Source organism: Aminobacter niigataensis (genome assembly GCF_014200015.1).
Lineage (GTDB): Bacteria > Pseudomonadota > Alphaproteobacteria > Rhizobiales > Rhizobiaceae > Aminobacter > Aminobacter niigataensis.
Window position 1 is genome coordinate 13,748 of sequence record NZ_JACHOT010000005.1, and the last position, 25,670, is coordinate 39,417.

Below are 25,670 nucleotides of genomic sequence, written 5' to 3' on the forward strand. Positions count from 1 at the left end.
ATGACACTGATAGCAAACCATTCTGCAGCAGACCGGCTGAAGACAGCGCGGGACCTCGTCGTGTCCGTACGGACACGGGCGCTTGCGCTGCTCGACAACGGCGCCAAGCCGATCGATGGCGCATCGCCGCAACAGCTGCGGCTGCGCCATGCCATCAGACGAAACGTGCGGCTGGGCGGCTTTGCCGCGCTGGCTCTGGTGGGCGGACTCGGCCTGTGGTCCGCGACAAGCAGCCTGTCGGGTGCGGTCGTGGCTGCTGGCCATCTGGTGGTCGATTCGAACGTCAAGGCGGTCCAGCACCCGCAGGGCGGCGTGGTCGGCGCGCTGAACGTGCACAATGGCAGCGTCGTTGCGGCAGGCGAGGTACTGGTCAGGCTGGACGACACCGTCGCCAAGGCCAATCTCGCCATCGTCGACAATGGCCTGGACGAACTGATTGCCCGACGGGCGCGCCTGACGGCCGAGCGCGACGGTGCCGACGCGGTCGTCTATCCCGAGGAATTGACGGCACGCGCGTCCGATCCAGAGATCGCCCAGCTGATCGAGGGCGAAAACAAGCTCTTTGCCCTGAGGCGAGAGGCGCGGGATGGGCAGGTATCGCAGCTGCGCGAACGCATTGCCCAGTTCCGGCAGGAAATCTCCGGCATCGAAGCCCAGCAGAAGAGCAAGCAGCAGGAGATCGCCCTGATCAAGGTCGAACTCGGGGGCATGCAGGAGCTGTGGAAGAAGAAGCTGGTGCCCATTTCCCGGCTGGCGGATCGCCAGCGGGCACAAGCGCAGCTTGACGGCGAGGACGGGCAGCTGACAGCAGCTGCGGCGCAGACGCGCGGCCGGATCAGCGAGACCGAACTCGCCATCATCCAGATCGACCAGGACATGCGCAGCCAGGTGGCGGGCGACCTGCGCGAGATCGACGGCAAGGCCGGAGAGCTGAGGGAACGGCAGGTCGCCGCCATGCAGTCGCTGAAGCAGATCGACATCCGCGCGCCGCAAGCCGGCCGGGTCCACCAACTCGCCATCCATACGGTCGGCGGCGTTGTCACCCCTGGCGAAGCGATCATGCAGATCGTGCCGACGGCGGATGCGCTGGTGGTCGAGGCCCGCGTCCAGCCTCAGGATATCGACCAGGTTCGCATTGGCCAGCCGGCGACGCTCAGGCTCTCGGCCTTCAACCAGCAGACGACGCCGGAAGTGGAAGGCACAGTCGACCGGGTTTCGCCCGACATGATCGAAGATCCGAAGGCCGGACTCTCCTACTATGCCGTGCGCATCACGCTGTCGCCCACGAGCCTGGAACAGGCCGGCAAGCCGGACCTCAAGCCCGGCATGCCGGCAGAGGTGTTTCTCAAGACCACCGACCGCACGGTGCTTTCCTATCTGTTCAAGCCCTTGAGCGACCAGGCAAGCCGCGCCTTCCGCAGCGACTGACGTCGATTTATCTCGACTGCCAAGACCACGCCCCCCGCCACTTGAATTAATTAAACGTCCGTTTTATTAATTGGCCATTCGGGAGGAATGGCTGACATGGCACGAACGGCGGGTTCGGACGGCGGCAGGACGGAAGCGGCAATACGCGACGCTGCCGTGCAGCTGATCGCGCGCCACGGCTATGAAGCCGTGACGATGCGCCAGATGGCGGCTGAAGTCGGTGTCCAGGCGGCTGCGCTCTATCGCTATTTCCCGACCAAGGAAGACCTGCTCCACACGCTGATGCGCGAGCACATGGAAGAGCTGGCCGCCACCTGGGACGCGGCGCGCCCGGCCAATGACGATCCAGTGGCGAGGCTGACCAGCTTTGTCGCCAACCACATTCGATTCCACGTCGAACGCCGGCACGCCACCCATGTCTCGAACATGGAATTGCGCAGCCTTTCGCGCGATAATCTGACCAACATCCTCAAGCTCCGCACCACCTATGAGAAGGAGCTCAGGACCATCCTGCGCGACGGCGCGGACGCCGGCTTGCTGGAAGTCGACGACACCGGGCTGACGGCGATGGCGATCATCCAGATGATCACGGGTGTCATCGTCTGGTTTCGTCCGGATGAGAGGCTGTCGGTCGATGAAGTGACGGCGACCTATCTCGCCATGACGATGCGCCTGACGGGCGCCAAGACCAATACGGAGGACCGGCATGTACGACAAGACGCTGAACTTCGGGCTCGGTGAGGACATCGACAGTCTGCGCGAGATGGTGCGGCGCTTCGCCCAGGAGCGCATTGCGCCGATTGCCGCCGACATCGACCGCTCGAACGAGTTCCCCGCCCATCTGTGGCAGGAACTCGGCGCGCTGGGCCTGCTCGGCATCACTGCCGAAGGCGAATATGGCGGCTCCGAAATGGGCTATGTCGCCCATGTCGTGGCGGTGGAGGAGATTTCCCGCGCCTCGGCTTCAGTAGGGCTGTCCTATGGCGCGCATTCGAACCTGTGCGTGAACCAGATCAAGCGCTGGGGCACGCCGGAGCAGAAGGCGAAATACCTGCCCAAGCTGTGCTCGGGCGAAAATGTCGGTGCTCTTGCCATGTCGGAAAGCGGCTCGGGCTCCGACGTCGTCTCACTGCGGCTGCGGGCCGAGAAGCGCAACGACCGCTACGTGCTCAACGGCTCCAAGATGTGGATCACCAACGGCCCCGATGCCGATACGCTGGTGGTCTATGCCAAGACCGATCCTGACCGGAAATCGCGAGGCATCACCGCCTTCATCATCGAAAAGACGACGAAGGGTTTTTCGGTGGCGCAGAAGCTCGACAAGCTCGGCATGCGCGGCTCGAACACCGGCGAACTGGTGTTCGACAATGTCGAGGTGCCGTTTGAAAACGTGCTGCACGAGGAAGGCCGCGGTGTCGAAGTGCTGATGTCGGGCCTCGACTATGAGCGCGTGGTGCTGGCCGGCGGGCCGATCGGCATCATGGCGGCGTGCATGGACGTCGCCGTGCCTTATGTCCATGACCGCAAGCAGTTCGGCCAGCCGATCGGCGAATTCCAGCTGGTGCAGGGCAAGCTCGCTGACATGTATTCGACGATGAATGCCGCGCGCGCCTATGTCTACGCCGTGGCCGCCGCCTGCGACCGGGGCCAGACAACGCGCAAGGACGCCGCCGGCTGCGTGCTGTTTGCGGCGGAGAAGGCGACCCAGATGGCGCTCGACGCGCTGCAACTTCTCGGCGGCAACGGCTACATCAACGACTATCCCACCGGCCGGCTGCTGCGCGACGCCAAGCTCTACGAGATCGGCGCCGGCACGAGCGAAATCAGGCGCTGGCTGATCGGTCGCGAGATCATGGCGGAAGGCTGATGACGCCTCCCGCCTGGTCACTGGAAAGCCCTTGGCAGATCGTCGGTCGGCTTCGACACGATCTGATGGGCGTCGCGCCAGATGACCTCGCGCTGGCCGGCAGTCTTGATGCTCCGAACCGGCAGACCGCCTTCGCCGATCAGCCAGGCGCAGTAACGCGCACGGCTGATGGCCTCGGCGGCACCCGGATTGAACCAGCAGATGCCCCAGATCGAGTTACGCCGCTTGAAGTGGCGGCCGATCCTGTCGGGCACCGGCAAATGCGCATTGAACCAGTCGAACTGCTCGCGCAACTCGGCCAGGATCCAGTCCGGGCAGCCGTTCCGGTAGAGATACCAGGAGGCCTGGAAGAAGCCGGCCTCCACCCGGCTGTTCGGGTGGATGAGTGGCGTGACGAAACGCACATACATGATGACAACCGCGCGGCCTCAACGGCGGCGCGCTCCCCTGCAACTTCGGTGAATTCAAGGTGTGAAAGAGCCGCCCTTCGGCGGCCTCAGCCTTTTGCCGAAGGGAGACGGAATGCCAGGCGCATATCGATGCGTCTCATCGGTCGTCTCCAAGAGGACAGGTTGCGGAACCCGCGGACGAGCCAGCAGCTCGCCCTATCGGGAGCGGGCAGATACACGCATTCCGCAACGTTATCAAGCCAAAACAATCAGAGGTTTCGCAACACCTCCGGCTGCAATTTGCCGCAAATGGCCATTCATGGCACAATCTCGCTTTCTGCCACAGATCGAGGTTCATGCCATGACTGAGCCAGATACACCGAAGGGCTTCGCCGAGGAGCCGCAGAAGCCACACAGCTCCAGTATCAGGGACGAATTGCTGCGCAAGCCGCCAAAGTTCGAGCGCCTGCGCGTGGGCGACGGCGGCCGGGTCGTTATCCCCGCTGCCATGCGCGAGGAAATGGGCATCAAACCCGGCGACGATCTTGTAGCCCATGTCGAGGGCGGAGAACTGAAGCTGATCTCACACCAGATGGCCCTCACTCGGGTCCAAGAGGAAATGGCCAAGTACAAGAAGCCGGGCGAGAGCGTTGTTGACGAGTTTCTGGCCGAGCGCCGCGCGATGTGGGGTGAAGAGTGATCGTGCTCGACGCTTCGGCGGTCTTGGCTGCCATGCTGCAAGAGCCTGGAGCCGACCGGGTGCACGCGCTCGTCGACAAGAGCGTGATTTGTGCGGTCAACACCACGGAGGTCATCTCGAAGCTGATCGACAAGGGCTACGACGAAGTTGCCGTGCGGCAGCAGTATGAGAACATGCATCTTGAGGTAGTGTCGTTCGACCATCACCTTGCGCTGGTCGCCGGGCACCTTCGTTCAACGACGCGCCACAAGGGCCTGTCGCTGGGCGACCGCGCCTGCCTGGCGCTGGCGATACTGACTGAACGAACAGCTGTCACCGCCGACCGGAAATGGGCCGACCTCGACGTCGGCTGCAGAATAGAGGTCATACGCTAGAGCGCAGACGATGCTGGACTTCGCCGAAATTACGAGGCTAGTGCGTTAGATTCGCCACCCCACCATGACTGCTTCGCGCCTTGGGCGCAGCACCGCATGGGTATCACTCCAAGAGGAAAAATGCCGACGCTCCACTCCCAGCTCTCCCCCTCCTCCGAAAGCTTCAAGGCCAATGCCGCGCGCCTGCGAACGCTGGTGGCCGATATCAGCGACAAGGCTGCAACGGTGGAGCGCGGCGGCTCGGAAGACGCGCGCAAGCGGCACGCCTCGCGCGGCAAGCTTCTGCCCCGGGAGAGGCTGGCGCAGTTGCTCGACGCCGGCTCGCCCTTTCTCGAGGTCGGCCAGTTCGCCGCCTGGGGACTTTATGGCGGCGACATCGCCTCGGCCGGGCTGATTGCCGGCATCGGCCGGGTCGAAGGCACCGAAGTCATGGTGGTGGTCAACGACGCCACGGTGAAGGGCGGCACCTACTATCCCCTGACCGTGAAGAAGCACCTGCGGGCGCAGGAGATCGCGCTGCAGAACAATCTGCCCTGCATCTACCTTGTCGATTCCGGCGGGGCGAACCTGCCCAACCAGGACGAGGTGTTTCCCGACCGCGACCACTTCGGCCGCATCTTCTTCAACCAGGCCAACATGTCGGCAGCGGGCATTCCGCAGATCGCCTGTGTGATGGGTTCGTGCACGGCGGGCGGTGCCTATGTACCGGCGATGTCGGACGAAACGATCATGGTGCGCAATCAGGCGACGATCTTCCTGGCCGGACCGCCGCTGGTGAAGGCAGCGACGGGCGAAGACGTGAGCGCCGAGGAACTGGGCGGTGCCGACCTGCACACGCGCGTCTCGGGCGTCGCCGACCACTACGCCGTGGACGACGAACATGCGCTGGCGATCGTCAGGCGCATCGTCAAAAACCTGAATCGGAAGAAGGACATCGGGCTCGTCTTGAAGAAGGCGATTCCGCCTGTTCATGCTCCGGAAGAAGTCTATGGCGTCATCCCCGCCGACCTGCGCCAGCCCTATGACGTGCGCGAGGTGATCGCGCGCACCGTCGACGGCTCCGAGTTCGACGAGTTCAAGCAGAACTACGGCACCACGCTGGTGACCGGCTTTGCCCATATCCACGGCATGCCGGTGGGCATCATCGCCAACAATGGCGTGCTGTTTTCCGAAAGCGCGCTGAAGGGCGCGCATTTCATCGAGCTGTGCTGCCAACGCAAGATCCCGCTGGTGTTCCTGCAGAACATCACCGGTTTCATGGTGGGGGCCAAATACGAGGCCGGCGGCATCGCCAAGGACGGCGCCAAGCTGGTGACCGCGGTGGCAACCGCACAGGTGCCGAAGGTGACCATCATCATCGGCGGCTCGTTCGGCGCCGGCAATTACGGCATGTGCGGGCGGGCCTACTCACCGCGCTTCCTGTGGATGTGGCCCAACGCGCGCATCTCGGTGATGGGCGGCGAACAGGCGGCGACCGTGCTCGCCATGGTCAAGCGCGAGGGCATCGAGCGCAAGGGCGGCAGCTGGTCGAAGGAGGAAGAGGCCGAGTTCCGCGCGCCGATCCTCGAAAAATACGAGCGCGAGGGACACCCGCTCTATTCCTCCGCTCGACTTTGGGACGACGGCATCATCGACCCGGCGAAGACGCGCGAGGTGCTGGCGCTCAGCCTGTCGGCGGCGCTCAACGCGCCTATCGCCGACACCAAGTTCGGCGTGTTCAGGATGTGATGGGGATCAAGCCATGTTTTCGAAAATCCTCATTGCCAATCGCGGTGAAATCGCCTGCCGCGTCATCCGCACCGCCCGCAAGATGGGCGTGAAGACGGTCGCGGTCTATTCGGACGCCGATGCGCGCGCGCTGCATGTCGCGATGGCCGACGAGGCCGTGCATATCGGCGGCTCGCCTGTGGCCGAGAGCTACCTGCGCGGCGACCTCATCATCGCGGCAGCCAAGGCGACGGGTGCCGAGGCGATCCATCCCGGTTATGGCTTTCTGTCGGAAAACCCTGACTTCGTCGACCAGGTGACGCAGGCCGGGCTCGTGTTCATCGGGCCGTCGGCAGAGGCGATCCGCGCCATGGGCCTCAAGGATGCGGCCAAACGGCTGATGGAAAAGGCAGGCGTGCCGGTGGTTCCAGGCTATCACGGCGAGGCGCAGGAGATCGTCATCCTCGCCAGCAAGGCGCGCGAGATCGGCTATCCCGTGCTGATCAAGGCGCGCGCCGGCGGCGGCGGCAAGGGCATGCGCCGGGTCGACCATCCCGACGACTTCTCCGACGCCCTGTCGGGCGCCCGGCGCGAGGCCAAGGCTGCCTTCGGCGACGACCGGGTGCTGGTCGAGAAATATGTCGACAAGCCGCGCCATATCGAAGTGCAGGTGTTCGGCGACAACCATGGCAACGCCGTGCATCTGTTCGAGCGCGACTGCTCGGCACAGCGCCGGCACCAGAAGGTGATCGAGGAAGCCCCTGCCCCGGGCATGACGGCTGAACTGCGCGCGGCGATGACCGATGCCGCGGTGAAGGCGGCCAAGGCGATCGGATATTCGGGTGCGGGCACGATCGAGTTCATCATCGACGCCTCGGACGGGCTGAAGCCCGATCGGTTCTGGTTCATGGAGATGAACACGCGGCTGCAGGTCGAGCATCCGGTGACGGAAATGGTAACGGGCGTCGACCTGGTCGAATGGCAGTTGCGCGTGGCCGCGGGCGAGGAACTCCCTGTCGGGCAAGACGGTATCGGGCTCGATGGCCACGCCTTCGAAGCCAGGCTCTATGCCGAAGACCCGGCCAAGGGCTTCCTGCCGGCGATCGGCACGCTGCATCATCTCAGGTTCCCGACCGAGACCGCCGCAGGCACCGAAATCCGCATCGAGACCGGCGTGCGCCAGGGCGATGCCATCTCGCCGTTCTACGACCCGATGATCGCCAAGGTGGTGACGCATGGTGCCGACCGCGCGACTGCTCTCGAAGCGTTGGCCGATGCCGTATCGCGGACCGAAGTGGCGGGTTCGACCACCAACGCGGCGTTCCTGGCAGCCTTGGCCCGCGATACCGACTTCGCCTCGGGCGATGTCGACACTGGGCTGATCGGCCGCAAGCAGGAGGAACTGACGGCGAGTGCGGCCCCCAGCAGCCGTGCAGTGGCGCTGGCAGCCCTCGCTGCGACCGGTGCCGGCAATGCGGAAGCCTCTGCAGATCCGTGGTCCAGCATCGCCGGCTACGCACATTTCAACCCGCTGGCGCGACGGGCGAGCCTGTCGTTTGGCGGCGCGGCGATCGTCGCCCACATCATGGCGCGGAGTGACGGGCGCTTCGATGTCCGTCCGGACGGCAGCGAAAGCTTCGTGCTTTCGGCCGACGCTAGCGGCACAAGTGGGGCGACGGTCGCCAGTTGGCCCGGCCACGTCACGGTGTTCGAAAACGGGCGTTCCTTCGACTTCGCTATCAGCGACCCGTTTGCGCGCGCAGCCGAGATCGGCGAAGGCACTTCGAGCATGCGCGCGCCGATGCCGGGGCTGGTCAAGCTGGTACGTGCGGCCAAGGGCGACAAGGTCACCAAGGGCCAGCCGCTGCTGGTGCTCGAGGCGATGAAGATGGAACACACCATTGCCGCCACCCATGACGGGGTGATCCAGGAGATCGCCATGGAAGGCGCGCAGGTGACCGACGGAACGGTGCTGGTGCGCTTCGAGGAATAGTGCTGCCGTTTGCGAAAGCGCAACTCCAGCCGGGAAATGGGTTTCGATTTTCGGGCTGACGTCTTAGGGCTGCGATGCAGCAATCAACGACAGGCGACACCGTGACCGAGACCAACAGCGAAGCCATCCCGCATGGGCTGTACGAGGACGTGCTGGCGCTGCTGACCGGCACGACGCTGGTGGCGCTGGGGCTGGTGCTCTACACCCATGCCGGGCTGATCACTGGCAGTTCGGCCGGGCTGGCGCTGCTCATCCAGTATGTGACCGGCTACGGCTTCGGCGCGGTGTTCTTCGTCATCAACCTGCCCTTCTACTATCTCGCGGTGAAGCGCATGGGCTGGCCGTTCGCGCTACGCACATTTGCAGCCGTGGCGCTGATTTCAGTCTTGTCGCGGCTGACGCCGGAGTGGATCGGCATCGCGCATGTCGATCCGCTCTATGCGGCGGTCGCCGGCGGCGGACTGATGGGGATGGGGCTTCTGGTGCTGTTTCGCCACCGCGCCGGGCTCGGCGGCTTCAACATCCTGGCGCTCTACCTGCAGGACAATCACGGCATCCGCGCCGGCTATTTCCAGCTCGCGGTCGACCTGACCATCCTGTTCATATCGCTGTTCTATCTCGACTGGTCGAAGGTGGCGCTGTCAGTGGCGGGTGCTGCGGTACTCAATCTGATTATTGCCATCAACCACCGTCCCGGCCGCTATGTCGGCATGAGCTGACGCAGTAAACAAGAAGCCGCGCCAGGGGCGCGGCTTCTTGTAGTAGTCCGTTGCGGATCAGTGCGTGGTCGGCTGCTTGGTCTTCCGGAGATAGGGCAGCACGCGCTCGAACGAGCCGAAGCGCTTGATTGCGTCCTCGTCGGACACGGCAGCGGTGACGATGACGTCGTCGCCTTGCTTCCACTGCACGGGCGTAGCGACCTGGTACTTGGCCGTCAGCTGGATTGAATCCAGGGCACGCAGGATCTCGTCGAAGTTGCGGCCGGTCGACATCGGATAGGTCAGTGTGAGCTTGACCTTCTTGTCCGGGCCGATGACGAACACCGAGCGCACCGTGGCGTTGTCTGCCGGGGTCCGGCCTTCCGAGCTGTCGCCCGCACCGGCAGGCAGCATGTCATAGAGCTTGGCTACGGCAAGCGTCGGATCGCCGATCATCGGGTAGTCGACCTTGTTGCCCGACAGCTGCTCGATATCGGCTTTCCATTTGTGATGGTTTTCGACCGGATCGACCGAAATGCCGATCATCTTGGCGTTGCGGCTGGCAAAATCGGACTTCAACCCGGCCATGTAGCCGAGTTCGGTCGTGCAGACCGGCGTGAAATCCTTGGGGTGCGAAAACAGCACGGCATAGCCGTCGCCGATCCAGTCGTGAAAGCTGATCGGGCCTTCCGTGGTGTCGGCTTTGAAATCCGGGGCGGTGTCGTTGATACGAAGGCTCATGGCTCGGTTCCTCCTGAAATCGACGCACGAAGCGAACTCGCAGCCAAAACGGCGCGCGTTTTACGTCCGAGTGCGAATGCGCCATCTTGCGCCAAGCCCGCGAAAACGACAATGGCCGGGACAAGCCCGGCCATTGCAACAATTCAACATTTCCAGGAAAGCTTACTGCTTGATCGGCGCGTACTTGCCGTCATGCCACTGGTTGATGTCGTAGCTGGCGTTCTTCAGATCGCCCTTCTCGTCGAAGACGACGTCGCCGACGACGGTGCTGATCGGCTTGCCGTCCTTGAGCGCCTCGGCGACCTTCATCGGATCGTCGGTGCCGGCGCGCTCGATGCCCTGCGCGAAGGCCTGGATGGTGGCGTAGGAGAACAAGGTAAAGCCTTCCGGCACGAAACCGCCGGCCTTGATCTTCTCGACCGCTTCCTTGGCTTCAGGCTTGGCCTGGGGGTCGGACGGGAAGACGAACATCGTGCCTTCGCCGGCCGGGCCGGCGATCTGCCAGAATTCAGGCGAGGCGATCGAGTCCGGCATGATCAGCTGATACTTGAAGTTCTGCTCGGCCGACTGGCGCAGAATGAGGCCGGCTTCGGGGTGGTAGCCGCCGAAATAGACGACATCGGCCTTGAGTTCCTTGAGCTTGGTGACGAGCGCCGAATAGTCCTTCTCGCCGGCATTGATGCCTTCGTACAGGAGCTCGGTAAGACCGCCGGCATTCATCGTCTTCCTGACGGCATCGGCCACGCCCTGGCCGTAGGCGCTCTTGTCGTGCAGCACGACAACGTTCTTGCCCTTGTACTTCTCGGCGATCCACGGCCCGATGAACGCGCCCTGCGCGTCGTCGCGGGTATAGAGACGCATGATCGTCGACCAGCCCTTGGCAGCCGCATCGTCGGTCATGATCGGGTTCGAAGACGCCGGCGACATCATCAGCGCGCCGCTCTCGGCATAAACGGCCGACGCCGGAATGCTCGAGCCGGAGCAGGCATGGCCGTCGATGAACTTGATGCCGTTGGCAACGATGCGGTTGGCAACGGAAACCGCCTGCTTGGGATCGCAGACATCGTCCTCGACCGAAAGCTTGAGCTGGCGGCCCAGGACGCCGCCTTTTTCGTTGATCGCCTTGACGGCAGCCTCGGCGCCCTGGCGGAACTGGTCGCCGATGTTGGCGAGCTGGCCAGTCATCGGCCCGACGACGGCGACAGTGATGTCTTCGGCAAATGCCACGCCGGCACTGAGCGACAGCGCGAGCAATGCGCCAACTGAACGTTTGAAATGCATTTTTCCCTCTCCCTGGGCGCGCCGGCGATGCCGCGCGCCATACTTCAAATGCGCCGGAAACCTCTCACCCAAGTTGTGCCTTGTCTTGGCGCATGGGCATCGGAACATTGTGCCTGCAAGCGGCACTGCCGGCAATGATGCCGGCAATCGGGTAATCGCCTGGAAAAACAAAAAGGCCGCGCCGATCTTGTTTCGATCGGTCGCGGCCTTTTTCGTGGAGAACGTCGCGGAGCGTCTGTGGCCCCGTCGCAGTCCGCCTGCCCTGTTATTCTGATCGCGCCTCGCCCGTCCTTCAGGCCGTCGCGTTGTTATTGGAAGCCGCCATACTGGCGACCTCGATCTTCCCCCCGGAAGCAGTATTCAGTGCGTGGTCATCCATTCGCGGGCTTCCCGCAGCGCCTTGACGATGTCGAGCTTGGACATCGAGCCGGACAATTCCGAGCGCAACTCGGCAGCGCGGGCAGAGCCCTTGATCGCGGCGATATTGAACCATTTGTGGGCGGTAACGACGTCGACCTCGCAATCGCGGCCGGTCGCATACATCATGCCCAATTCCAGAAGAATGTCGGCCTGAGCGGTGGAACCCATCGCGCCGAAGCCAGCATCAAAGATTTCGAAACGTGCCATTTTCTTATCCCCTGTCTGTCTCCCGAGAGCGGGCCCGCTGGTGTCCCCCGAGCTGCTCTTTCGATGCTTCCGAGGATGCCGCCGAGCCTTGAATCCGGCGTTAAATGGCGTGCTTAATTCCAGGAAAACAAACCTAAAACAAAGGGTAAACCTCGGAATTCATTAAGGATAGGAACCGTTGCGCCGGCTGGGATTTGGAGAAAATGCGATGAAAATTTGCGCCCGGACGCGAAAGTCTTTGATAACCACGCGCAGCTTTCATCCGTCGCCATCGGTGAATTTCAGAGCGCTATGCCGGTGTTTTCAGGGCTCAAAAATGCTTCCGGCTTCCCCTGCGGCACAGCTTTCGTTTTCGCCAGAGCTGCATTACTCTTACGTTTGCGTAAACGTCAGGCGGGGGAGATGCCTGAGCAAGATACCAACCGGGAGGACTTCAATGTTTCGCAAGATGAGCGTGGCCGTGGCGGCCACGATGATGCTGGCCGGTGCGGCCCATGCCGATCCGATCGAAGGCAGCTGGAAGACCGAGGCGGGCTCGACTGCCGCGATCGCGTCCTGCGGCGGCAGCTTCTGCATCACGCTGAAAGACGGCAAGCATGCCGGCAAGAAGATCGGCACCTTCAACGCCGATGGTGACAGCGCCTATTCGGGCAAGATCACCGATCCGGCCAACGACAAGACCTACACTGGCAAGGCCAGCCTCGCCGGCTCGAACCTCAAGATGAAGGGCTGCGTGCTCGGTGGCCTGATCTGCAAGACGCAGAACTGGTCGAAGCTGTAGGAGCGAATGGGGAATAGCGAGTAGGGAGTAGGGAGTAGGGAGTAGGGAGTAGGGAAGCTGGGGCAACTGAGGCGCTGCCTCCCCCTATTCGCTACTCACTACTCGCTACTCGCTCTCTTCAGGCCCTCGCCCGCTGCCCGAACAGCACCTTCTGGGCTTCCTTGTCGTCGGCGAGATTGCGGCGATGATCCTCGCCGACCGCGATGCCGCGCACGACCGCCGGCCGGGCTATCAGTGTTTCGAACCAGCGCTTGAGGTGGGGAAAGTCGTCGAGGTCCTGACCCTGGTTCTTGTAGGGCTTGACCCAGCCGAGCGAGGCAATGTCGGCGATCGAATAGTCGCCGGCGAGGAATTCGCGATCGGCGAGGCGCTTGTTCATCACCCCATAGAGGCGGTTGACCTCGTTGGTATAGCGCTCGATGCCATAGGCGATCTTCTCCGGCGCATATTGGCGGAAATGATGCGCCTGGCCGGCCATCGGGCCGAGACCGCCGACCTGCCAGAACAGCCATTGATCGACCTCGGCGCGGCCGCGCTCGTCGGCAGGGTACAGCTTGCCGAACTTACGGCCGAGATATTGCAGGATCGCACCCGACTCGAAGATCGAGATCGGCTCATGGCCCCACTTGCCGTCGGCGCCCGGGCCTTCAGGGTCGACGATCGCCGGCATGCGGTTGTTGGGCGCGATCTTGAGGAATGACGGCTCGAACTGCTCGCCCTTGCCGATGTTGATGTACTTGACCGTGTAGGGAACGCCGAGTTCCTCCAGCATGATCGAGATCTTCCAGCCGTTGGGCGTGGGCCAATAATAGAGCTCGATCGGCAGCGTCTGGGTGGTCATTCCGCAGTCTCCGTTGATGGTCGATAGACTGCAGATATGCGTGGGCTCCTCAAACACAACCCTGCGAACGTCTTAAGCACCGTCAATAAATTTGAACCGAAGATGAACGGAGGTCTCAGAACCCGTTCAGTCGCGACGGCGCATATTCCCTCGCATTGAAGGGGAAGACACCAATGCTCGCTCGCCGGTTCACTATCGTTTGTCTGCTCAGCGCCATGTTCGGCATCATGTTTGCCACCATCGTCGCCGAGACCAGCCGCCCCGCCCGCTCATGGGATATCGGCAATGTCGTGCCTTGTGTCTTCGAAGAAGGACTGACCTGCGAAGCGCCGCACAGCAAGTAACCGAACCAACTGTCCGAGACGAAAGAAAAGCCAATGACCCGCACCGCAACCCAGATCAGAAAGACGCTCCGGCTCCTGCCGCGGGCCGCGCTGATCCTGATGGTTCTCGCCGCCCCGGTGCTGGCCGTGCCGCAACTGCGCGCCGACAACGGTTCGACGATCGAGGCGCCCGCGGCACGCAAGGGTGGCGTCGGCTTCGTGCTGCTGGTCAGCCTGCAGCGCAGCTGAGCGTGGATTTGGCGGGACCCGCCATCGGCCCCCTCCCAACTGTCATGATTGGTCTCTATAATGGGTCATGGAAAAGCGAATCTATCCTGAACCCATCGAATCCATCTCCTCGCCGCTGCCGTTTCCCAAGCAGAGCTTCAGCGATGCCGCCAAGGCGGTGGCTGCCCTGCAGCAGCTCTACGAACGCAACACCGCCTTCCTGCGCGAGGCCTTCGCCTCGCTTGCCGCGGGTGCCGACACCAATGTGCGCTTCCGCGCCTTCTACCCCGAGGTCGGAGTCACCACGACGTCGTATTCGCAGGTCGATTCCCGCCAGGCCTACGGCCATATGCCGACGCCAGGTCATTTCTCGACGACGATCACCCGGCCCGACCTGTTCCAGAGCTATCTGACCGAGCAGCTGAAGCTGATCATGCGCAACCATGGCGGACCGGTGACCGTGTCGGAATCGTCGACGCCGATCCCGTTGCATTTCGCCTTCCTCGAGGGCACCCATGTCGACGGCGCTGCCGCCGACCGCATCCAGCGCCCGATCCGCGACCTGTTCGACGTGCCGGATCTCGACGGCACCGACGACCACATCGCCAACGGCACGTTCGAGATCATGCCGGGCGAAGCGCGCCCATTGGCCGTTTTCACTGCCCAGCGCATCGACTATTCGCTGCACCGCCTGTCCCACTACACGGCGACGACGCCGCAGCACTTCCAGAATTTCGTGCTGTTCACCAACTACCAGTTCTACATCGACGAGTTCGTCGTACTGGCCCGTGACCTGATGGCCAAGGGCGGCGGCGGCTACACCGAGTTCGTCGAGCCGGGCGGCATGGTGACCAAGGCCGGTGCCACGACACCGTCCGAAGGCACGCCGGCGGCAAGGCTGCCGCAGATGCCGGCCTACCATCTAAAGAAGCCGGGCCATGCCGGCATCACCATGGTCAATATCGGCGTCGGCCCCTCCAACGCCAAGACCATCACCGACCATATCGCGGTGCTGAGGCCGCATGCCTGGCTGATGCTCGGCCACTGCGCCGGCTTGCGCAACACACAAGCGCTCGGCGACTATGTGCTGGCGCACGCCTATGTCCGCGAGGACCACGTGCTCGACGACGACCTGCCTGTGTGGGTACCGATCCCGCCGCTGGCCGAAGTGCAGGTGGCGCTGCAAGAGGCGGTCGCCGAGGTGACGGGGCTTTCCGGCTACGACCTCAAGCGCATCATGCGCACCGGCACGGTGGCGACCATCGACAACCGCAACTGGGAACTGCGCGACCAGCGCGGACCGGTGCAGCGGCTGTCGCAGTCGCGTGCGATTGCGCTCGACATGGAATCAGCAACTATCGCCGCCAATGGCTTCCGCTTCCGGGTGCCCTACGGCACGCTTTTGTGCGTCTCCGACAAGCCGCTGCATGGCGAGCTCAAGCTGCCGGGCATGGCGACGGAGTTCTACAAGCGGCAGGTAGCGCAGCACCTGACCATCGGCATCCGCGCCCTGGAAAAGCTGGCCGAAATGCCCAACGAGCGGCTGCATTCGCGCAAGCTGCGCAGCTTTGCCGAGACGGCTTTCCAGTAGCGGGCCGCGTCGCGCCCGAAGCTCTCGGGCGCGAACGCCTCGGCGCGCGGGTTACTGCCCGTTGACGAAGGTCAGGATCAGGCGATGGACGTTGCCGCCATCGCCTAGCTCGACGCGATCGAAGTCGCTGCTTTGCTGCCGCTGGGCAAGCGAGGCTTCCGACAGCGGCCTGGTGATCTCCTGCCTGATCTTCTTGCAGCCGGGATCGCCCGGCACCGACAGGCCAATGGTGGTCTTTTCGATGGTCGCCACCATCTGCTTGATCATCTCGCCATGCACCAGCTCGTGGCGCCTGACGCCTTCGTAGAACACGTCCCAGCGCTGCTGGAGCGCTGCCGGCAGACGGCCGGCTGGCTTGGGCAAGGTGTAGGTGATAATCAGCCTGGGCTTGGCCGCGACCAGGGTGCAGGCATCGCCCTGCGGCTCGTACTTGCGCTGCCAGGTCAGCTTGAAATTTGTGTGGGCGATGGCGCGGCCGACGCTGGCCTTGGGGCCGCGCTCGCCGATCGAGGCATAGAGTTCGGGCGCGGTGGTTCCCGATATGGCATAGGTCTTGACCTGCTCGACGATCTGGCCGTTGGCGCGGGCGTCAACCGTCGTCGCCAGAACCAGGACCGCACAAGCCCGCAGCCAGTGATGGGCGGCTGTTTTCATTCCATTCTCCGCAAGGCAGATGCAGCGTCGGGCGATACCTGACCGCGAGCGCAGGTGAACTCGGCCCATCGGTCTCACGGTTCGTTCAGGATTTCAACCGGGGCAGCGCTCGGCGGGGCTTGTCAAAGCAGGCTTGCGGCCAGATACAGGAGGCACATAATCGATCATCAATGGGCCGCATTTGTCGCGACATGAAGCGGACATGACGACCATGGCTTTTTACAAATTCGGCAAGATCGCCTGCTTTGCGGCGATGATGCTGCTTTCGGTGCCGCTGGTCGCCGGGTTCTTCGGCGCCTGGCACCCAGCACTCGATTCGTTCGCGCATTTCAGAGTGCATCTGGCGGTGCTGATGATGCTCACGGCACTGCCGCTGCTGTTTAGCTCGCTGCGCTGGCAAGCGGTTGCGGCGCTGGCCTTTGGCGCCGCGGCACTGTCCACCACGTCGAGCGCGCTGCCGCTGCCCGGCCTCGGGCCGGTGCATGCCGCAATCCAGCCGCGCGCCACCGACCGCCCGGTCTACAAGATGCTGCAGATGAACCTGCGCTTCAACAGCACGGAGCCGGGCAAGGTGTTGTCGCTGGTCGGCCGGACCCAGCCCGACGTCATCACCTTGCAGGAAGTGTCGGCAAAGTGGACCAAGAGCCTTGAGCCACTGTTTGCGCGCTACCCCCACCGCATCCTGTGCCCCTACCCCAACCGCATCTTCGGCGTGGCGATCCTATCGCGAAGGCCGTTTGCCGAAGGCAGCGAGCCGCAATGCTTCGGCGGTGGGGCGCTGGCCATCGCCAAGGTCGATTTCGGCGGCCGGACAAGCGACGTGGCCGCCCTTCACCTCGGCTGGCCGTGGCCGTTCGAGCAATCGCCCCAGATCGGCGAACTGAGCGGCGATCTCGCCACGCTCGGCGACAATGCGATCCTGGGCGGCGATTTCAACGCCACGCCATGGAGTGCTGCCGTCGGACGCGTCGCCAAGGCCGGCGACCTGACGCTGATGCCGGCGGCCGGCCGCACCTGGCTGACCTTCATGCTGCCCGACTTCATGCGCTTTGCCGGCCTTACCATCGACCACGTCATGGCCAAGGGCGATGTCACCGTGCACTCGGTGACCATGGGCGAGGCTGCCGGTTCGGATCACCGGCCGCTGCTGGTGGAATTCTCGTTCCGCGACAGCGCCACCCAACCCGAGGACGAGACGCAGACGGTGGTACTCGAAACGCCCCCGGCGCCACGCGGCAGCTGAAGCCATTCGCCACAACGAAAACGGCCCGGAAGTCGCGAGGACTTCCGGGCCGTTCTTTTGTCACTGGATGTGCTGCAAATGCAGAAATCACATGTTCGGGTAGACCGGTCCCTCGCCGCCCTGGGGCGGCACCCAGTTGATGTTCTGGTTGGGGTCCTTGATGTCGCAGGTCTTGCAGTGGACGCAGTTCTGCGCGTTGATGACGAACCTGGCATCGGCATGTCCCGGCTCGCCGGCGATGGAGTTGCCGTCGGCATCGACCCATTCGTAGACGCCGGCCGGGCAGTAGCGGCTCGAAGGCCCGGCGAAGACCTCATATTCCGAACGCTTCTGCAGCTCCATGTCCTTGACCTGGAGGTGGACCGGCTGGTTCTCCTCGTGGTTGGTGTTGGACAAAAACACCGAGGACAGCCGGTCGAAGGTCAAGACGCCGTCGGGCTTGGGATAGTCGATCTTGGCGTGCTTCGATGCCGGCTCGAGCGACTGGGCATCGGACTTGCCGTGCTTGAGCGTGCCGAAGGGCGAGACGCCGAACAGCGTGTTGAGCCACATGTCGAGGCCGCCGAGGCCGACGCCGAGGATGGTGCCGAAACGCGACCACAACGGCTTGACGTTGCGGACCTTCTTCAGGTCCTTGCCGATGTCGGTCGAACGCCAGGTCGCCTCGTAAGCAGCGAGCTCGTCATTGGCGCGGCCGGCGGCAATCGCCTCGGCGACGTGCTCGGCGGCGAGCATGCCCGACAGCACCGCGTTGTGCGAGCCCTTGATGCGCGGCACGTTGACCAGGCCGGCCGAGCAGCCCATCAGGACGCCGCCGGGGAAAGAGAGCTTCGGCACCGACTGGTAGCCGCCCTCGGTGATGGCGCGCGCGCCGTAGGACAGGCGCTTGCCGCCCTCGAAGGTGCCGCGGATCGCCGGATGGGTCTTGAAGCGCTGGAACTCCTCGAACGGTGCGAGATAGGGGTTCTTGTAGTTGAGGTGGACGACGAAACCGACCGCCACCATGTTGTCTTCGAGGTGGTAGAGGAACGAGCCGCCGCCGGTCTTGAAGTCGAGCGGCCAGCCGAAGGAGTGCTGGACCAGGCCCGGCTTGTGCTTTTCCGGCGCGACCTGCCACAGTTCCTTGAGGCCGATGCCGAACTTCTGCGGCTCCTTGCCGGCGCCGAGGTCGTATCTAGCGATCAGCTGCTTGGCGAGCGAACCGCGGGCACCCTCGCCGATCAGCACATATTTGCCCATCAGCGCCATGCCCGGCGCAAAGCCAGCGCCATGGCTGCCATCGCGCTCGACACCCATGTCGCCGGTGACGACGCCGGTGACGGCACCCTCATCGTTGTAGAGCAGGCCGGCTGCGGCGAAGCCGGGATAGATCTCGACGCCGAGCGCCTCGGCCTTGGTGGCCAGCCAGCGGCAGACATTGCCGAGCGAGACGATGTAATTGCCATGATTGCTCATCAGCGGCGGCATCAGCATGTTCGGCAGCTTGACCGAGCCGGCCGGGCCGAGGATCAGGAAATGGTCGTCGGTGACGAGCGTCTTGAACGGATGGTCGGCATCGTCACGCCAGTCGGGCAACAGGCGGTTGATGCCGATCGGATCGACAACCGCGCCCGACAGGATATGCGCACCGACCTCGCCGCCCTTCTCCAGCACCACCACCGAAAGCTCGGGATTGACCTGCTTGAGCCGGATCGCCGCCGCCAGGCCCGCCGGCCCGGCGCCGACGATGACAACGTCGAATTCCATGCTCTCGCGTTCGATATCGCTCATCAATCCCTCCGCATTGGCTGGCCCTGTCCCCAAGGGCGATCTGTAGCTAAGCGCTGCATAGCGCATCGTTGGCAAACGTCAAATCGAACCGGCCGCACATCGGCCTTTAGGAAATGACGTTCCTCCCGACGATGAATTATCTTACGTTAACGTAAAGGTCAAAAGATTTCACCTTTCGGCAGCATTCGCCGCCCCGTACTGTCTGTTTTCAGGTGTGTTCAACAGCCTATTCGCCCATTGATTCTTCATGCGCCCATACGTGCCTTGCAGGACCGGACCGAAGCGCCGTCACCCTAGACGCCACATCCTGGCTGGGGCCGCCCTTCTTATTGCGACATGGCTGAGCGATGAAAGTCGCTCTCAAGAGACCGAAGCGGACCAGAAGGTGTGGAATGCCGGCGCCTATTCGTTCTCCGACGAGTTGGGCGGCTTTCGCATCACCTCGGTTTCGGGCACCGGAACGCGCGAAGATCCCTTCGTCATCAAGGAAGAACTGCAGTCGGCGACACCGGTGACGCTGACGATCAGGACGACCCGGCCGATCAGACCCTTCGACAGTTCGGGATTTTACGCCAGCGGCATCATGTTCGTGCGCGTCGAAGCGCTGAACAACAGCGGCCAAGCCTGGGTGGAGTTCGAGTTCGAGCTGCAGGAATTACAAGGACATGCCAGCGTTTTCGGCGACGGGCTGTCCTTCGACCAGAGGCGGACCGACAACGCCAACATTTCATCGGACAGCTTTGCCCAGTACAGCCGCGACTTCGAGCCCTACGACCGCCTGCGCTATACAGATGGCAAGGTCGACCCTCGCGCCATGGTCGGTTTCAGCTTCCTGGTGACCGACTACACGCCGCGCTGGCGCTTTTATCTGGTGCAGGACCCGCGCATCCCGTCGTCATGAACTTGCAAATCGCCGGCGTAACGCCGAAACTGGGGCATGGCCTCACTTTCGGGAAATGAACGTCCGGATCTGCGCGATCTGCTCGCCTTCTATGCGTCGGCAGGCGTCGACGACGCACTACTGGACGACCCTGTCGACAGATTTGCCGAAAACGCGCAGCGCCAGGCAGTGGCTGTCCAAGGGTCTGCCCAACAAAGCCCGCAGGGCGCGGTTCGCTCCGAGCCGGCAAGAGCCGACAGGAGTGCACCGCCGCCGCGCCCGGCCGTATCCGCAGCGGTGCCCGACGAAGCCCAGGCAGCCGCCGCGCGCGAGATCGCCGCAAAGGCAGCGACGCTCGACGAGCTCAGGCAGATCATGGAAGGCTTCGAAGGCTGCAATCTCAAGGCCACGGCCAAGAGCATGGTGTTTGCCGACGGCAACCCGGATGCGGACCTGATGCTGGTCGGCGAAGCGCCCGGCCGCGACGAGGATTTCGAGGGCCTGCCCTTCGTCGGACGTTCTGGGCAGTTGCTCGACCGCATCCTGGCGGCAATCGGCCTCGACCGGACATCGGCCTATGTCGCCAATGTGATTCCGTGGCGTCCGCCCGGCAACCGTGCGCCGACGCCACATGAGACCGAGATCTGCCGGCCGTTCATCGAACGCCAGATAGCGCTCGTCAAACCCAAGGTTCTGGTGACGCTGGACGGGCCGCCGGCAAAGGTCTTGACTGGTTCGCCTGACGTCATCCTGCGCGTTCGCGGCACCTGGAAAAACCACACGACACCGGATGGCACGGTCATTCCCGTCATGCCGACGCTGCATCCGGACTATCTGCTCAGAAATCCCGCCCACAAGAAACTTGCGTGGCGGGACTTCCTCGAGGTCAAAGCGAAGCTGCGGGAACTGGGCAGCCTCTAAAAGGAGGCGGTGGCAGCTGCGCGGCGGATGCCGATGAACTGCAGTTCAGCAAACACCGCGACCGCCAGCGCCTGGACGACGACAAAGGCTGTGCCGAGCATCGTCGGCTGCACTGTGCCAGAGAGCAACAGGGCAAGACTGCCGACCAGCCAAAGGCCATTGATGGCGACGATGTCGATCATCAGCAGCCTCGAAACGGCGGTTCGCCGCGCAAGAACCACCAACATGGCGACAAACGGCACCAGCGCCAGGCCGGCCCAGAACAGCAAATCCTGCGGCAGGCCAAGGAGCGGCGACAGCAACGGGGCGCCAAGCATCATCAGGATGCCAGCGGCGCCGCTGACCAGGGCGTCGGCGAAGAGGACGTTGCGGAGGAAAGGGGTGACGGTAATCGACATGGCTAAAGCTCCTGGCTCGGTTGTGGCGGAGGCTGTCTGCGACCGCCTTCCTGATGCCGAACATCCCACCGGAACTGGGCCAAGGCGATTACGCCGGAGGTAATAGCAATAAGTACCCATGCCGCTTAGGTTGAGTGGATGGCAACGACACAAAACCCCGTAGGCGGCCTGATCCGCGAATGGCGTACCAGAAGGCGCATGAGCCAACTCGATCTCGCCATGGAAGCCGAAATCTCGCAGCGGCACCTGAGCTTCATGGAAAGCGGGCGGTCGGCTCCGTCGCGCGACATGGTTCTTCACCTGGCCGAACGGCTGTCGATCCCGCTGCGCCAGCGCAACCAGCTGCTGCTGGCCGCCGGATACGCGCCGACCTTCGGCGAAAGACCACTCGACCACCCGTCGCTGGCGCCGGCCATGGACGCGGTGCGCATGGTGCTCAAAGGCCACGAGCCCTACCCTGCAATCGCCGTCGACCGGCACTGGAACCTGATCGAGGGCAATGCGGCGCTTGCCCCGATGCTCGCAGGCGTGGAGGACGCCTCGCTGCTCGAGCCGCCAGTCAACGTGCTGAGGCTCAGCCTGCATCCGAGAGGCGTGGCGCCGCGCATCGTCAACCTGCACGAATGGCGCTCGCACCTGATCGAGCGTCTCAAGCACCAGAACGACACCGCCGGCGATCCGGTGCTGGAAGCGCTGGAGCGGGAGCTGCTGGGCTATCCCGACGGGCCGCGCACGGGCCGCCCGATTCAGGCCGATCCGCAGGCGATCGCCCATCCGCTAAGGCTTCGCATGGGAGATACGGTGCTGTCCTTCATCAGCACGATCACCGTATTCGGCACGCCGCTCGACGTGACGTTGTCGGAACTGGCGATCGAATCCTTCTTCCCCGCCGACGAGGAGACGGCGGCCCATCTCAGGGCACTGGCCAAGCAATGAGCTATTGCGGCGGGGCAGCCTTCTTGGCCGCCTGGCGCTCGATGCCGAGACGCCGCTCGCGCCAGATGATGAAGATGCCGGCGCCGACGACGATGACACCACCGACCAGCGTGTACAGCGTCGGCAGATCGCCGAAGACGAGATAGCCGACGACGATGCCGAGCAGCAGCGACGTGTATTCGAACGGCGCGACCGTCGACGCCTCGGCGTGGCGGTAGGCCTCGGTCATGAACAGTTGCGCGATGCCGCCGCAGAAGCCGCTGGTGACGAGCAGCGCCGTCTGTTCCCAGGTCAGCGACTGCCAGCCGAACGGGATGCTGAACAGGGCCATGATGCTGGCGGTCAACGAAAACCACAGCACGATCGTCGCGGTGCGTTCGGTATGGACCAGGTTGCGGACAAGCAGCATGGCGATGGCCGAAAGTGCCGCGCCGACAATGGCGGCCACCGCGCCCATCGCCGCCTTGTCGCTCACGCCTTCGGGCGAGGTAAACAGCGTCAGATTGGGCCATGACACGATCAGCACGCCGACAAGACCGATCGCGACCGCAGTCCAGCGATAGGCGCGAACGTTTTCGCCGAGGATGATGGCGCTGAAGACGACGACCAGCAGCGGCTGGGCATAGTTCAGCGTGATCGCCTCCGGCAGCGGCAGTTGCGTCAGCGCGAAGAAGCTGAAACCCATCGCCGTGACCCCGGCCAGCCCGCGCATGATGTGCCCGAACGGCCGCGTGGTCACGACCGCCGTGCGCAACTCGCCTTGCCAGGCGAGAAAGACCAGGATCGGAAAAATGGCGAAGAAGGACCGGAAGAAGACGATCTGGCCGGCGGGCACCTGGCCGGCCAGCTTGATGCTGGTCGACATGCCGACGAAGATTGCCACCGAAATGACCTTGAGCGCGATACCTGTAAGCGGCGACAAAGCCTGATGAACCACTTGATGCTTCACTTCACCCTGGCCGCCTCTATCGCTGCCCATACGCGCGCGGGCGTCGCCGGCATTTCAACATGGCCTATGCCGTAGGCCCGGTGGAGCGCATCGGTGACGGCATTGAGTGCGGCCGGCGTCGCGCCAATGGTGCCGGCCTCGCCGGCGCCCTTCATGCCCATGGCATTGGTGGTCGAGGGCACGTTGCGCGTCTCGAAATGAAAGGACGGCACGGAGTCGGCGCGCGGCATGGTGTAGTCCATGAAGCTCGCCGTCAGAAGCTGGCCGTCCTCGCCGTAGACCGCCTCTTCCGACAGGGCCTGGCCGATGCCCTGGACGACGCCGCCGTGGACCTGGCCTGCCAGCAGCAGCGGGTTTACCGTCATGCCGAAGTCGTCGACGATGGTGTAGGCCACGACCTCGGTGGCGCCAGTCTCGGGATCGATCTCGACCTCGCAGATATGGGTGCCGTTGGGATAAGTGGCCTCGTGCTGAACAAACTCGCCCATCGCCTTGAGATCGTCCGGGTTTTTCGCCGCGGCATGAAGCGCCGCGAAACCGATAGCGCGGTCGGTGCCGACGATGCGTGCCTCGCCGTTTTCCAGTTCGATGTCGGCGGCCGCGGCCTCGAGTTCATCGGCGGCGAGCTTCCTGAGCTTCTCCGCCAATGCCTCGCCAGCGCGGGAGGCCGAGACGCCGCCGAGCGGGATCGAACGGGAACCGCCGGTGCCGCCACCGCTGGGCAGCTGGTCGGTATCGCCTTGGTGGACGCTGATCCTGGCGACCTCGAGATTGAGCTTTTCCGACACGAACTGGGCGTAGGCGGTGGCGTGGCCCTGGCCGTTGGACTGGGTGCCGATGAAGACCGAGACCGTGCCGTCGGCATTGAGCTCGACGCGCGCGGGTTCGGACCCGGCGAAAGCGCAGGCTTCGATGTAGGTCGCCATGCCGATGCCGCGGATTTTCCCCCGCTGCTTCGCCTCGGCGAGCCGCTCGGGGAAGCCTTCCCAGCCGGCGCGCTGCATGGAAAGCTCCATGTGCGCTTCGAATTCGCCGACGTCGTAGAGCCGGCCTGTCTGGGTCCGGTAGGGGAACTGTTCCGGGCGGATGAAGTTGCGGCGGCGGATCTCGTCGACCGTCAGGCCAAGTTCGTGAGCGCAGGCATCGGCAAGCTTTTCGACCAGGAGTGCGGCCTCCGGGCGCCCTGCTCCGCGATAGGCATCGACCGGGCAGGTGTTGGTGTAAACGCCCGTAATCGCCACATCGAGCGCCTCGATGTCGTAGACGCCGGTCGACATGCTGGCGCCGATATGGGCGATAACAGGACCGTATTGCGAGACATAGGCACCGACATTGGAGAGCAGTTCGACGCGCAGGCCAAGAAAGCGGCCGTTGCCGTCCATCGCCATTTCGGCGGCGACGACGTTGTCGCGCCCCTGCGCGTCGGTGAGGAAATGCTCGGTGCGGTCGCTCGCCCATTTGACCGGCTGGCCGAGCCGCTTGGCGGCCTCAAGCACCAGCGCGTGTTCGCGATAGACGAAAGCCTTGGTGCCGAAGCCGCCGCCGACGTCGGGGGTTATGACGCGAAGCTTGTCGGCGGCTATGCCGAAGACCTGCCCGGTCAGGACGTTGCGCATCGAATGCACGCCCTGCGAACCGGTGGTCAGCACGAAACGGTCCTCGTCGGTGCGCCACTCGCCGATGGCCGAGCGCGGCTCCATGTAGTTGCAGATCAGGCGGTTGTTGATGAACTCTATGCGGGTGACATGGTCGGCGCTGGCGAAAGCCTTGTCGGTCTTGTCCTTGTCGCCGAGATGGTAGGTGAAGGCGCGGTTTGAGCCGAGTTCGGGCCAGACCAGCGGCGTCTCGTCGTCCAGCGCGGTCGCTGTATTGGCCGCAGCGTCTTCGCCGTCATAATCGACCTCGATCAGTTCGGCGGCATCCTGCGCCAACGCCCTGGTGTCGGCGACAACGAAGGCTATGGCATCGCCGACATAGTTGACCCGGTCGCCGCACAGGATCGGGATGTCGCGGGTCGGCGCACGGCTGCCGTCGGGTTGCTTCTGCATGACCATCGACTTGAGTTCGCCGAGATGGACGACATCGGCGCCGGTCAGCACCAGGCGAACCCCGGGTGCGGCGCGTGCGTCTTCGACCGAGCCGATCTTGAAGCTGCCTTTGGCGACCGGCGAACGCAGGACATAGCCGTGGAGTTGCGATTCCGGGGCAATGTCGTCGGTGTAGCGACCCGTGCCGGTGATGAATGCCGCGTCCTCGAGGCGCAAAACGGATGCGCCCATCCCGAATTTCGGCGTGACGATAGTCATATCTGCCCCGTGAGGATTGGTGGAGGAGCGCAGCAAATGTGCGG

At 63.8% G+C, this 25,670-nt stretch carries 26 protein-coding genes; 16 read left to right on the plus strand and 10 right to left on the minus strand.

Features of this window, described 5'->3' with window-relative positions; all coding sequences use genetic code 11:
* The 3 genes from GGQ99_RS17420 (at nucleotide 1) to GGQ99_RS17430 (ending at nucleotide 3,295) form a co-directional block, all read left to right on the plus strand.
* Entirely contained in the window at nucleotides 1–1,428 is a 1,428-nt protein-coding gene (locus GGQ99_RS17420; RefSeq protein WP_183263517.1) for an HlyD family type I secretion periplasmic adaptor subunit, read from the plus strand.
* 96 nt (nucleotides 1,429–1,524) lie between these two features.
* The gene (locus GGQ99_RS17425) at nucleotides 1,525–2,169 is read left to right on the plus strand and encodes a TetR/AcrR family transcriptional regulator (RefSeq protein WP_108609982.1); all 645 of its coding nucleotides are present in this window, start codon (nucleotides 1,525–1,527) and stop codon (nucleotides 2,167–2,169) included.
* The gene (locus tag GGQ99_RS17430; RefSeq protein ID WP_108608798.1) at nucleotides 2,135–3,295 is read left to right on the plus strand and encodes an isovaleryl-CoA dehydrogenase; all 1,161 of its coding nucleotides are present in this window, start codon (nucleotides 2,135–2,137) and stop codon (nucleotides 3,293–3,295) included. Before GGQ99_RS17425 ends, GGQ99_RS17430 begins: the two co-directional genes overlap by 35 nt.
* A 17-nt stretch (nucleotides 3,296–3,312) precedes the next feature.
* On the opposite strand, the gene GGQ99_RS17435 is transcribed toward GGQ99_RS17430, so the two are convergent.
* On the minus strand, nucleotides 3,313–3,705 hold the full coding sequence (locus tag GGQ99_RS17435; protein ID WP_108608799.1) for a hypothetical protein: 393 nt from the start codon (nucleotides 3,703–3,705) through the stop codon (nucleotides 3,313–3,315).
* Between the two features lie 298 nt (nucleotides 3,706–4,003).
* On the opposite strand from GGQ99_RS17435, the gene GGQ99_RS17440 reads away from it, so the two are divergent.
* The 5 genes from GGQ99_RS17440 (at nucleotide 4,004) to GGQ99_RS17460 (ending at nucleotide 9,177) form a co-directional block, all read left to right on the plus strand.
* Complete coding sequence (locus GGQ99_RS17440) at nucleotides 4,004–4,384, plus strand: AbrB/MazE/SpoVT family DNA-binding domain-containing protein (RefSeq protein ID WP_246389636.1); 381 nt, start codon at nucleotides 4,004–4,006, stop codon at nucleotides 4,382–4,384.
* Complete coding sequence (locus GGQ99_RS17445) at nucleotides 4,381–4,758, plus strand: PIN domain-containing protein (protein ID WP_210307937.1); 378 nt, start codon at nucleotides 4,381–4,383, stop codon at nucleotides 4,756–4,758. The genes GGQ99_RS17440 and GGQ99_RS17445 overlap by 4 nt, the downstream gene beginning before the upstream one ends.
* A gap of 120 nt (nucleotides 4,759–4,878) precedes the next feature.
* Nucleotides 4,879–6,486, plus strand: coding sequence for a carboxyl transferase domain-containing protein (locus GGQ99_RS17450; protein ID WP_108608800.1), 1,608 nt, complete (start codon nucleotides 4,879–4,881; stop codon nucleotides 6,484–6,486).
* Nucleotides 6,487–6,499: 13 nt separating this feature from the next.
* Nucleotides 6,500–8,458, plus strand: coding sequence for an acetyl-CoA carboxylase biotin carboxylase subunit (locus tag GGQ99_RS17455; RefSeq protein WP_183263518.1), 1,959 nt, complete (start codon nucleotides 6,500–6,502; stop codon nucleotides 8,456–8,458).
* Nucleotides 8,459–8,532: 74 nt separating this feature from the next.
* On the plus strand, nucleotides 8,533–9,177 hold the full coding sequence (locus tag GGQ99_RS17460; protein WP_183263519.1) for a YitT family protein: 645 nt from the start codon (nucleotides 8,533–8,535) through the stop codon (nucleotides 9,175–9,177).
* Between the two features lie 57 nt (nucleotides 9,178–9,234).
* Here the strand turns inward: GGQ99_RS17460 and GGQ99_RS17465 are convergent, their stop codons facing one another.
* The 3 genes from GGQ99_RS17465 to GGQ99_RS17475 all read right to left on the minus strand — a co-directional run bounded on the left by GGQ99_RS17465 (nucleotide 9,235) and on the right by GGQ99_RS17475 (nucleotide 11,805).
* On the minus strand, nucleotides 9,235–9,897 hold the full coding sequence (locus GGQ99_RS17465) for a peroxiredoxin (protein WP_108608803.1): 663 nt from the start codon (nucleotides 9,895–9,897) through the stop codon (nucleotides 9,235–9,237).
* A 162-nt stretch (nucleotides 9,898–10,059) separates the two neighbouring features.
* Complete coding sequence (locus GGQ99_RS17470) at nucleotides 10,060–11,178, minus strand: ABC transporter substrate-binding protein (protein WP_108608804.1); 1,119 nt, start codon at nucleotides 11,176–11,178, stop codon at nucleotides 10,060–10,062.
* A 360-nt stretch (nucleotides 11,179–11,538) separates the two neighbouring features.
* Nucleotides 11,539–11,805 carry an SEL1-like repeat protein gene (locus tag GGQ99_RS17475; protein ID WP_108608805.1) on the minus strand — a complete coding sequence of 89 codons (267 nt, stop codon included), beginning with the start codon at nucleotides 11,803–11,805 and terminating at the stop codon, nucleotides 11,539–11,541.
* A gap of 436 nt (nucleotides 11,806–12,241) precedes the next feature.
* Here GGQ99_RS17475 and GGQ99_RS17480 point away from each other — a divergent pair, with 436 nt between their 5' ends.
* The gene (locus tag GGQ99_RS17480) at nucleotides 12,242–12,586 is read left to right on the plus strand and encodes a DUF2147 domain-containing protein (protein ID WP_108608806.1); all 345 of its coding nucleotides are present in this window, start codon (nucleotides 12,242–12,244) and stop codon (nucleotides 12,584–12,586) included.
* A 118-nt stretch (nucleotides 12,587–12,704) separates the two neighbouring features.
* Here GGQ99_RS17480 and GGQ99_RS17485 read toward each other — a convergent pair whose 3' ends face one another.
* Nucleotides 12,705–13,427 carry a glutathione S-transferase family protein gene (locus GGQ99_RS17485; RefSeq protein ID WP_183263520.1) on the minus strand — a complete coding sequence of 241 codons (723 nt, stop codon included), beginning with the start codon at nucleotides 13,425–13,427 and terminating at the stop codon, nucleotides 12,705–12,707.
* Nucleotides 13,428–13,600: 173 nt separating this feature from the next.
* Here GGQ99_RS17485 and GGQ99_RS17490 point away from each other — a divergent pair, with 173 nt between their 5' ends.
* The 3 genes from GGQ99_RS17490 to GGQ99_RS17500 all read left to right on the plus strand — a co-directional run bounded on the left by GGQ99_RS17490 (nucleotide 13,601) and on the right by GGQ99_RS17500 (nucleotide 15,569).
* A complete protein-coding gene (locus GGQ99_RS17490; protein ID WP_183263521.1) occupies nucleotides 13,601–13,771 on the plus strand; it encodes a hypothetical protein in 171 nt (56 codons plus the stop codon).
* 33 nt (nucleotides 13,772–13,804) lie between these two features.
* On the plus strand, nucleotides 13,805–13,999 hold the full coding sequence (locus GGQ99_RS17495; RefSeq protein ID WP_055978476.1) for a hypothetical protein: 195 nt from the start codon (nucleotides 13,805–13,807) through the stop codon (nucleotides 13,997–13,999).
* A gap of 67 nt (nucleotides 14,000–14,066) precedes the next feature.
* Nucleotides 14,067–15,569 (plus strand): AMP nucleosidase, encoded by a 1,503-nt coding sequence (locus GGQ99_RS17500; RefSeq protein WP_108608809.1) that lies wholly within the window; start codon nucleotides 14,067–14,069, stop codon nucleotides 15,567–15,569.
* A 51-nt stretch (nucleotides 15,570–15,620) separates the two neighbouring features.
* Here GGQ99_RS17500 and GGQ99_RS17505 read toward each other — a convergent pair whose 3' ends face one another.
* Entirely contained in the window at nucleotides 15,621–16,223 is a 603-nt protein-coding gene (locus GGQ99_RS17505; RefSeq protein ID WP_183263522.1) for a DUF922 domain-containing Zn-dependent protease, read from the minus strand.
* Nucleotides 16,224–16,425: 202 nt separating this feature from the next.
* Here GGQ99_RS17505 and GGQ99_RS17510 point away from each other — a divergent pair, with 202 nt between their 5' ends.
* On the plus strand, nucleotides 16,426–17,466 hold the full coding sequence (locus GGQ99_RS17510; RefSeq protein ID WP_425486832.1) for an endonuclease/exonuclease/phosphatase family protein: 1,041 nt from the start codon (nucleotides 16,426–16,428) through the stop codon (nucleotides 17,464–17,466).
* An 87-nt stretch (nucleotides 17,467–17,553) separates the two neighbouring features.
* Here the strand turns inward: GGQ99_RS17510 and GGQ99_RS17515 are convergent, their stop codons facing one another.
* On the minus strand, nucleotides 17,554–19,236 hold the full coding sequence (locus tag GGQ99_RS17515; RefSeq protein ID WP_183263523.1) for an electron transfer flavoprotein-ubiquinone oxidoreductase: 1,683 nt from the start codon (nucleotides 19,234–19,236) through the stop codon (nucleotides 17,554–17,556).
* Between the two features lie 247 nt (nucleotides 19,237–19,483).
* On the opposite strand from GGQ99_RS17515, the gene GGQ99_RS17520 reads away from it, so the two are divergent.
* Complete coding sequence (locus GGQ99_RS17520) at nucleotides 19,484–20,137, plus strand: carbohydrate-binding protein (RefSeq protein WP_246389638.1); 654 nt, start codon at nucleotides 19,484–19,486, stop codon at nucleotides 20,135–20,137.
* Between the two features lie 36 nt (nucleotides 20,138–20,173).
* Complete coding sequence (locus tag GGQ99_RS17525; protein WP_183263524.1) at nucleotides 20,174–21,037, plus strand: uracil-DNA glycosylase; 864 nt, start codon at nucleotides 20,174–20,176, stop codon at nucleotides 21,035–21,037.
* Here GGQ99_RS17525 and GGQ99_RS17530 read toward each other — a convergent pair.
* Nucleotides 21,034–21,435: a hypothetical protein gene (locus GGQ99_RS17530; RefSeq protein WP_183263525.1), complete on the minus strand. Its 402-nt coding sequence runs from the start codon at nucleotides 21,433–21,435 to the stop codon at nucleotides 21,034–21,036. The two genes, GGQ99_RS17525 and GGQ99_RS17530, sit on opposite strands and share 4 nt — an antisense overlap.
* A 138-nt stretch (nucleotides 21,436–21,573) precedes the next feature.
* Between GGQ99_RS17530 and GGQ99_RS17535 the strand changes: the two genes are divergently transcribed.
* Entirely contained in the window at nucleotides 21,574–22,371 is a 798-nt protein-coding gene (locus GGQ99_RS17535) for a helix-turn-helix domain-containing protein (protein ID WP_183263526.1), read from the plus strand.
* A gap of 1 nt (nucleotide 22,372) precedes the next feature.
* Here the strand turns inward: GGQ99_RS17535 and GGQ99_RS17540 are convergent, their stop codons facing one another.
* Both GGQ99_RS17540 and GGQ99_RS17545 read right to left on the minus strand, forming a co-directional pair.
* A complete protein-coding gene (locus GGQ99_RS17540) occupies nucleotides 22,373–23,350 on the minus strand; it encodes a DMT family transporter (protein WP_246389639.1) in 978 nt (325 codons plus the stop codon).
* Nucleotides 23,317–25,626, minus strand: a complete 2,310-nt coding sequence (locus tag GGQ99_RS17545) for a xanthine dehydrogenase family protein molybdopterin-binding subunit (protein WP_183263528.1) — start codon at nucleotides 25,624–25,626, stop codon at nucleotides 23,317–23,319. The genes GGQ99_RS17540 and GGQ99_RS17545 overlap by 34 nt, the downstream gene beginning before the upstream one ends.
* Nucleotides 25,627–25,670: the final 44 nt, after the last annotated feature.

Bases quoted from the DNA above. Each gene is read 5' to 3' on its own strand.
- GGQ99_RS17505 (WP_183263522.1), bottom strand. From the start codon at position 16,223: ATGAAAACAGCCGCCCATCACTGGCTGCGGGCTTGTGCGGTCCTGGTT.
- GGQ99_RS17470 (WP_108608804.1), bottom strand. From the start codon at position 11,178: ATGCATTTCAAACGTTCAGTTGGCGCATTGCTCGCGCTGTCGCTCAGT.
- GGQ99_RS17440 (WP_246389636.1), top strand. From the start codon at position 4,004: ATGGCACAATCTCGCTTTCTGCCACAGATCGAGGTTCATGCCATGACT.
- GGQ99_RS17420 (WP_183263517.1), top strand. From the start codon at position 1: ATGACACTGATAGCAAACCATTCTGCAGCAGACCGGCTGAAGACAGCG.
- GGQ99_RS17545 (WP_183263528.1), bottom strand. From the start codon at position 25,626: ATGACTATCGTCACGCCGAAATTCGGGATGGGCGCATCCGTTTTGCGC.
- GGQ99_RS17460 (WP_183263519.1), top strand. From the start codon at position 8,533: ATGCAGCAATCAACGACAGGCGACACCGTGACCGAGACCAACAGCGAA.
- GGQ99_RS17425 (WP_108609982.1), top strand. From the start codon at position 1,525: ATGGCACGAACGGCGGGTTCGGACGGCGGCAGGACGGAAGCGGCAATA.
- GGQ99_RS17520 (WP_246389638.1), top strand. From the start codon at position 19,484: ATGCGCCCATACGTGCCTTGCAGGACCGGACCGAAGCGCCGTCACCCT.
- GGQ99_RS17430 (WP_108608798.1), top strand. From the start codon at position 2,135: ATGTACGACAAGACGCTGAACTTCGGGCTCGGTGAGGACATCGACAGT.
- GGQ99_RS17485 (WP_183263520.1), bottom strand. From the start codon at position 13,427: ATGACCACCCAGACGCTGCCGATCGAGCTCTATTATTGGCCCACGCCC.
- GGQ99_RS17535 (WP_183263526.1), top strand. From the start codon at position 21,574: ATGGCAACGACACAAAACCCCGTAGGCGGCCTGATCCGCGAATGGCGT.
- GGQ99_RS17475 (WP_108608805.1), bottom strand. From the start codon at position 11,805: ATGGCACGTTTCGAAATCTTTGATGCTGGCTTCGGCGCGATGGGTTCC.
- GGQ99_RS17525 (WP_183263524.1), top strand. From the start codon at position 20,174: ATGGCCTCACTTTCGGGAAATGAACGTCCGGATCTGCGCGATCTGCTC.
- GGQ99_RS17495 (WP_055978476.1), top strand. From the start codon at position 13,805: ATGACCCGCACCGCAACCCAGATCAGAAAGACGCTCCGGCTCCTGCCG.
- GGQ99_RS17490 (WP_183263521.1), top strand. From the start codon at position 13,601: ATGCTCGCTCGCCGGTTCACTATCGTTTGTCTGCTCAGCGCCATGTTC.
- GGQ99_RS17515 (WP_183263523.1), bottom strand. From the start codon at position 19,236: ATGAGCGATATCGAACGCGAGAGCATGGAATTCGACGTTGTCATCGTC.
- GGQ99_RS17435 (WP_108608799.1), bottom strand. From the start codon at position 3,705: ATGTATGTGCGTTTCGTCACGCCACTCATCCACCCGAACAGCCGGGTG.
- GGQ99_RS17530 (WP_183263525.1), bottom strand. From the start codon at position 21,435: ATGTCGATTACCGTCACCCCTTTCCTCCGCAACGTCCTCTTCGCCGAC.
- GGQ99_RS17455 (WP_183263518.1), top strand. From the start codon at position 6,500: ATGTTTTCGAAAATCCTCATTGCCAATCGCGGTGAAATCGCCTGCCGC.
- GGQ99_RS17500 (WP_108608809.1), top strand. From the start codon at position 14,067: ATGGAAAAGCGAATCTATCCTGAACCCATCGAATCCATCTCCTCGCCG.
- GGQ99_RS17510 (WP_425486832.1), top strand. From the start codon at position 16,426: ATGACGACCATGGCTTTTTACAAATTCGGCAAGATCGCCTGCTTTGCG.
- GGQ99_RS17480 (WP_108608806.1), top strand. From the start codon at position 12,242: ATGTTTCGCAAGATGAGCGTGGCCGTGGCGGCCACGATGATGCTGGCC.
- GGQ99_RS17450 (WP_108608800.1), top strand. From the start codon at position 4,879: ATGCCGACGCTCCACTCCCAGCTCTCCCCCTCCTCCGAAAGCTTCAAG.
- GGQ99_RS17540 (WP_246389639.1), bottom strand. From the start codon at position 23,350: ATGGGCAGCGATAGAGGCGGCCAGGGTGAAGTGAAGCATCAAGTGGTT.
- GGQ99_RS17465 (WP_108608803.1), bottom strand. From the start codon at position 9,897: ATGAGCCTTCGTATCAACGACACCGCCCCGGATTTCAAAGCCGACACC.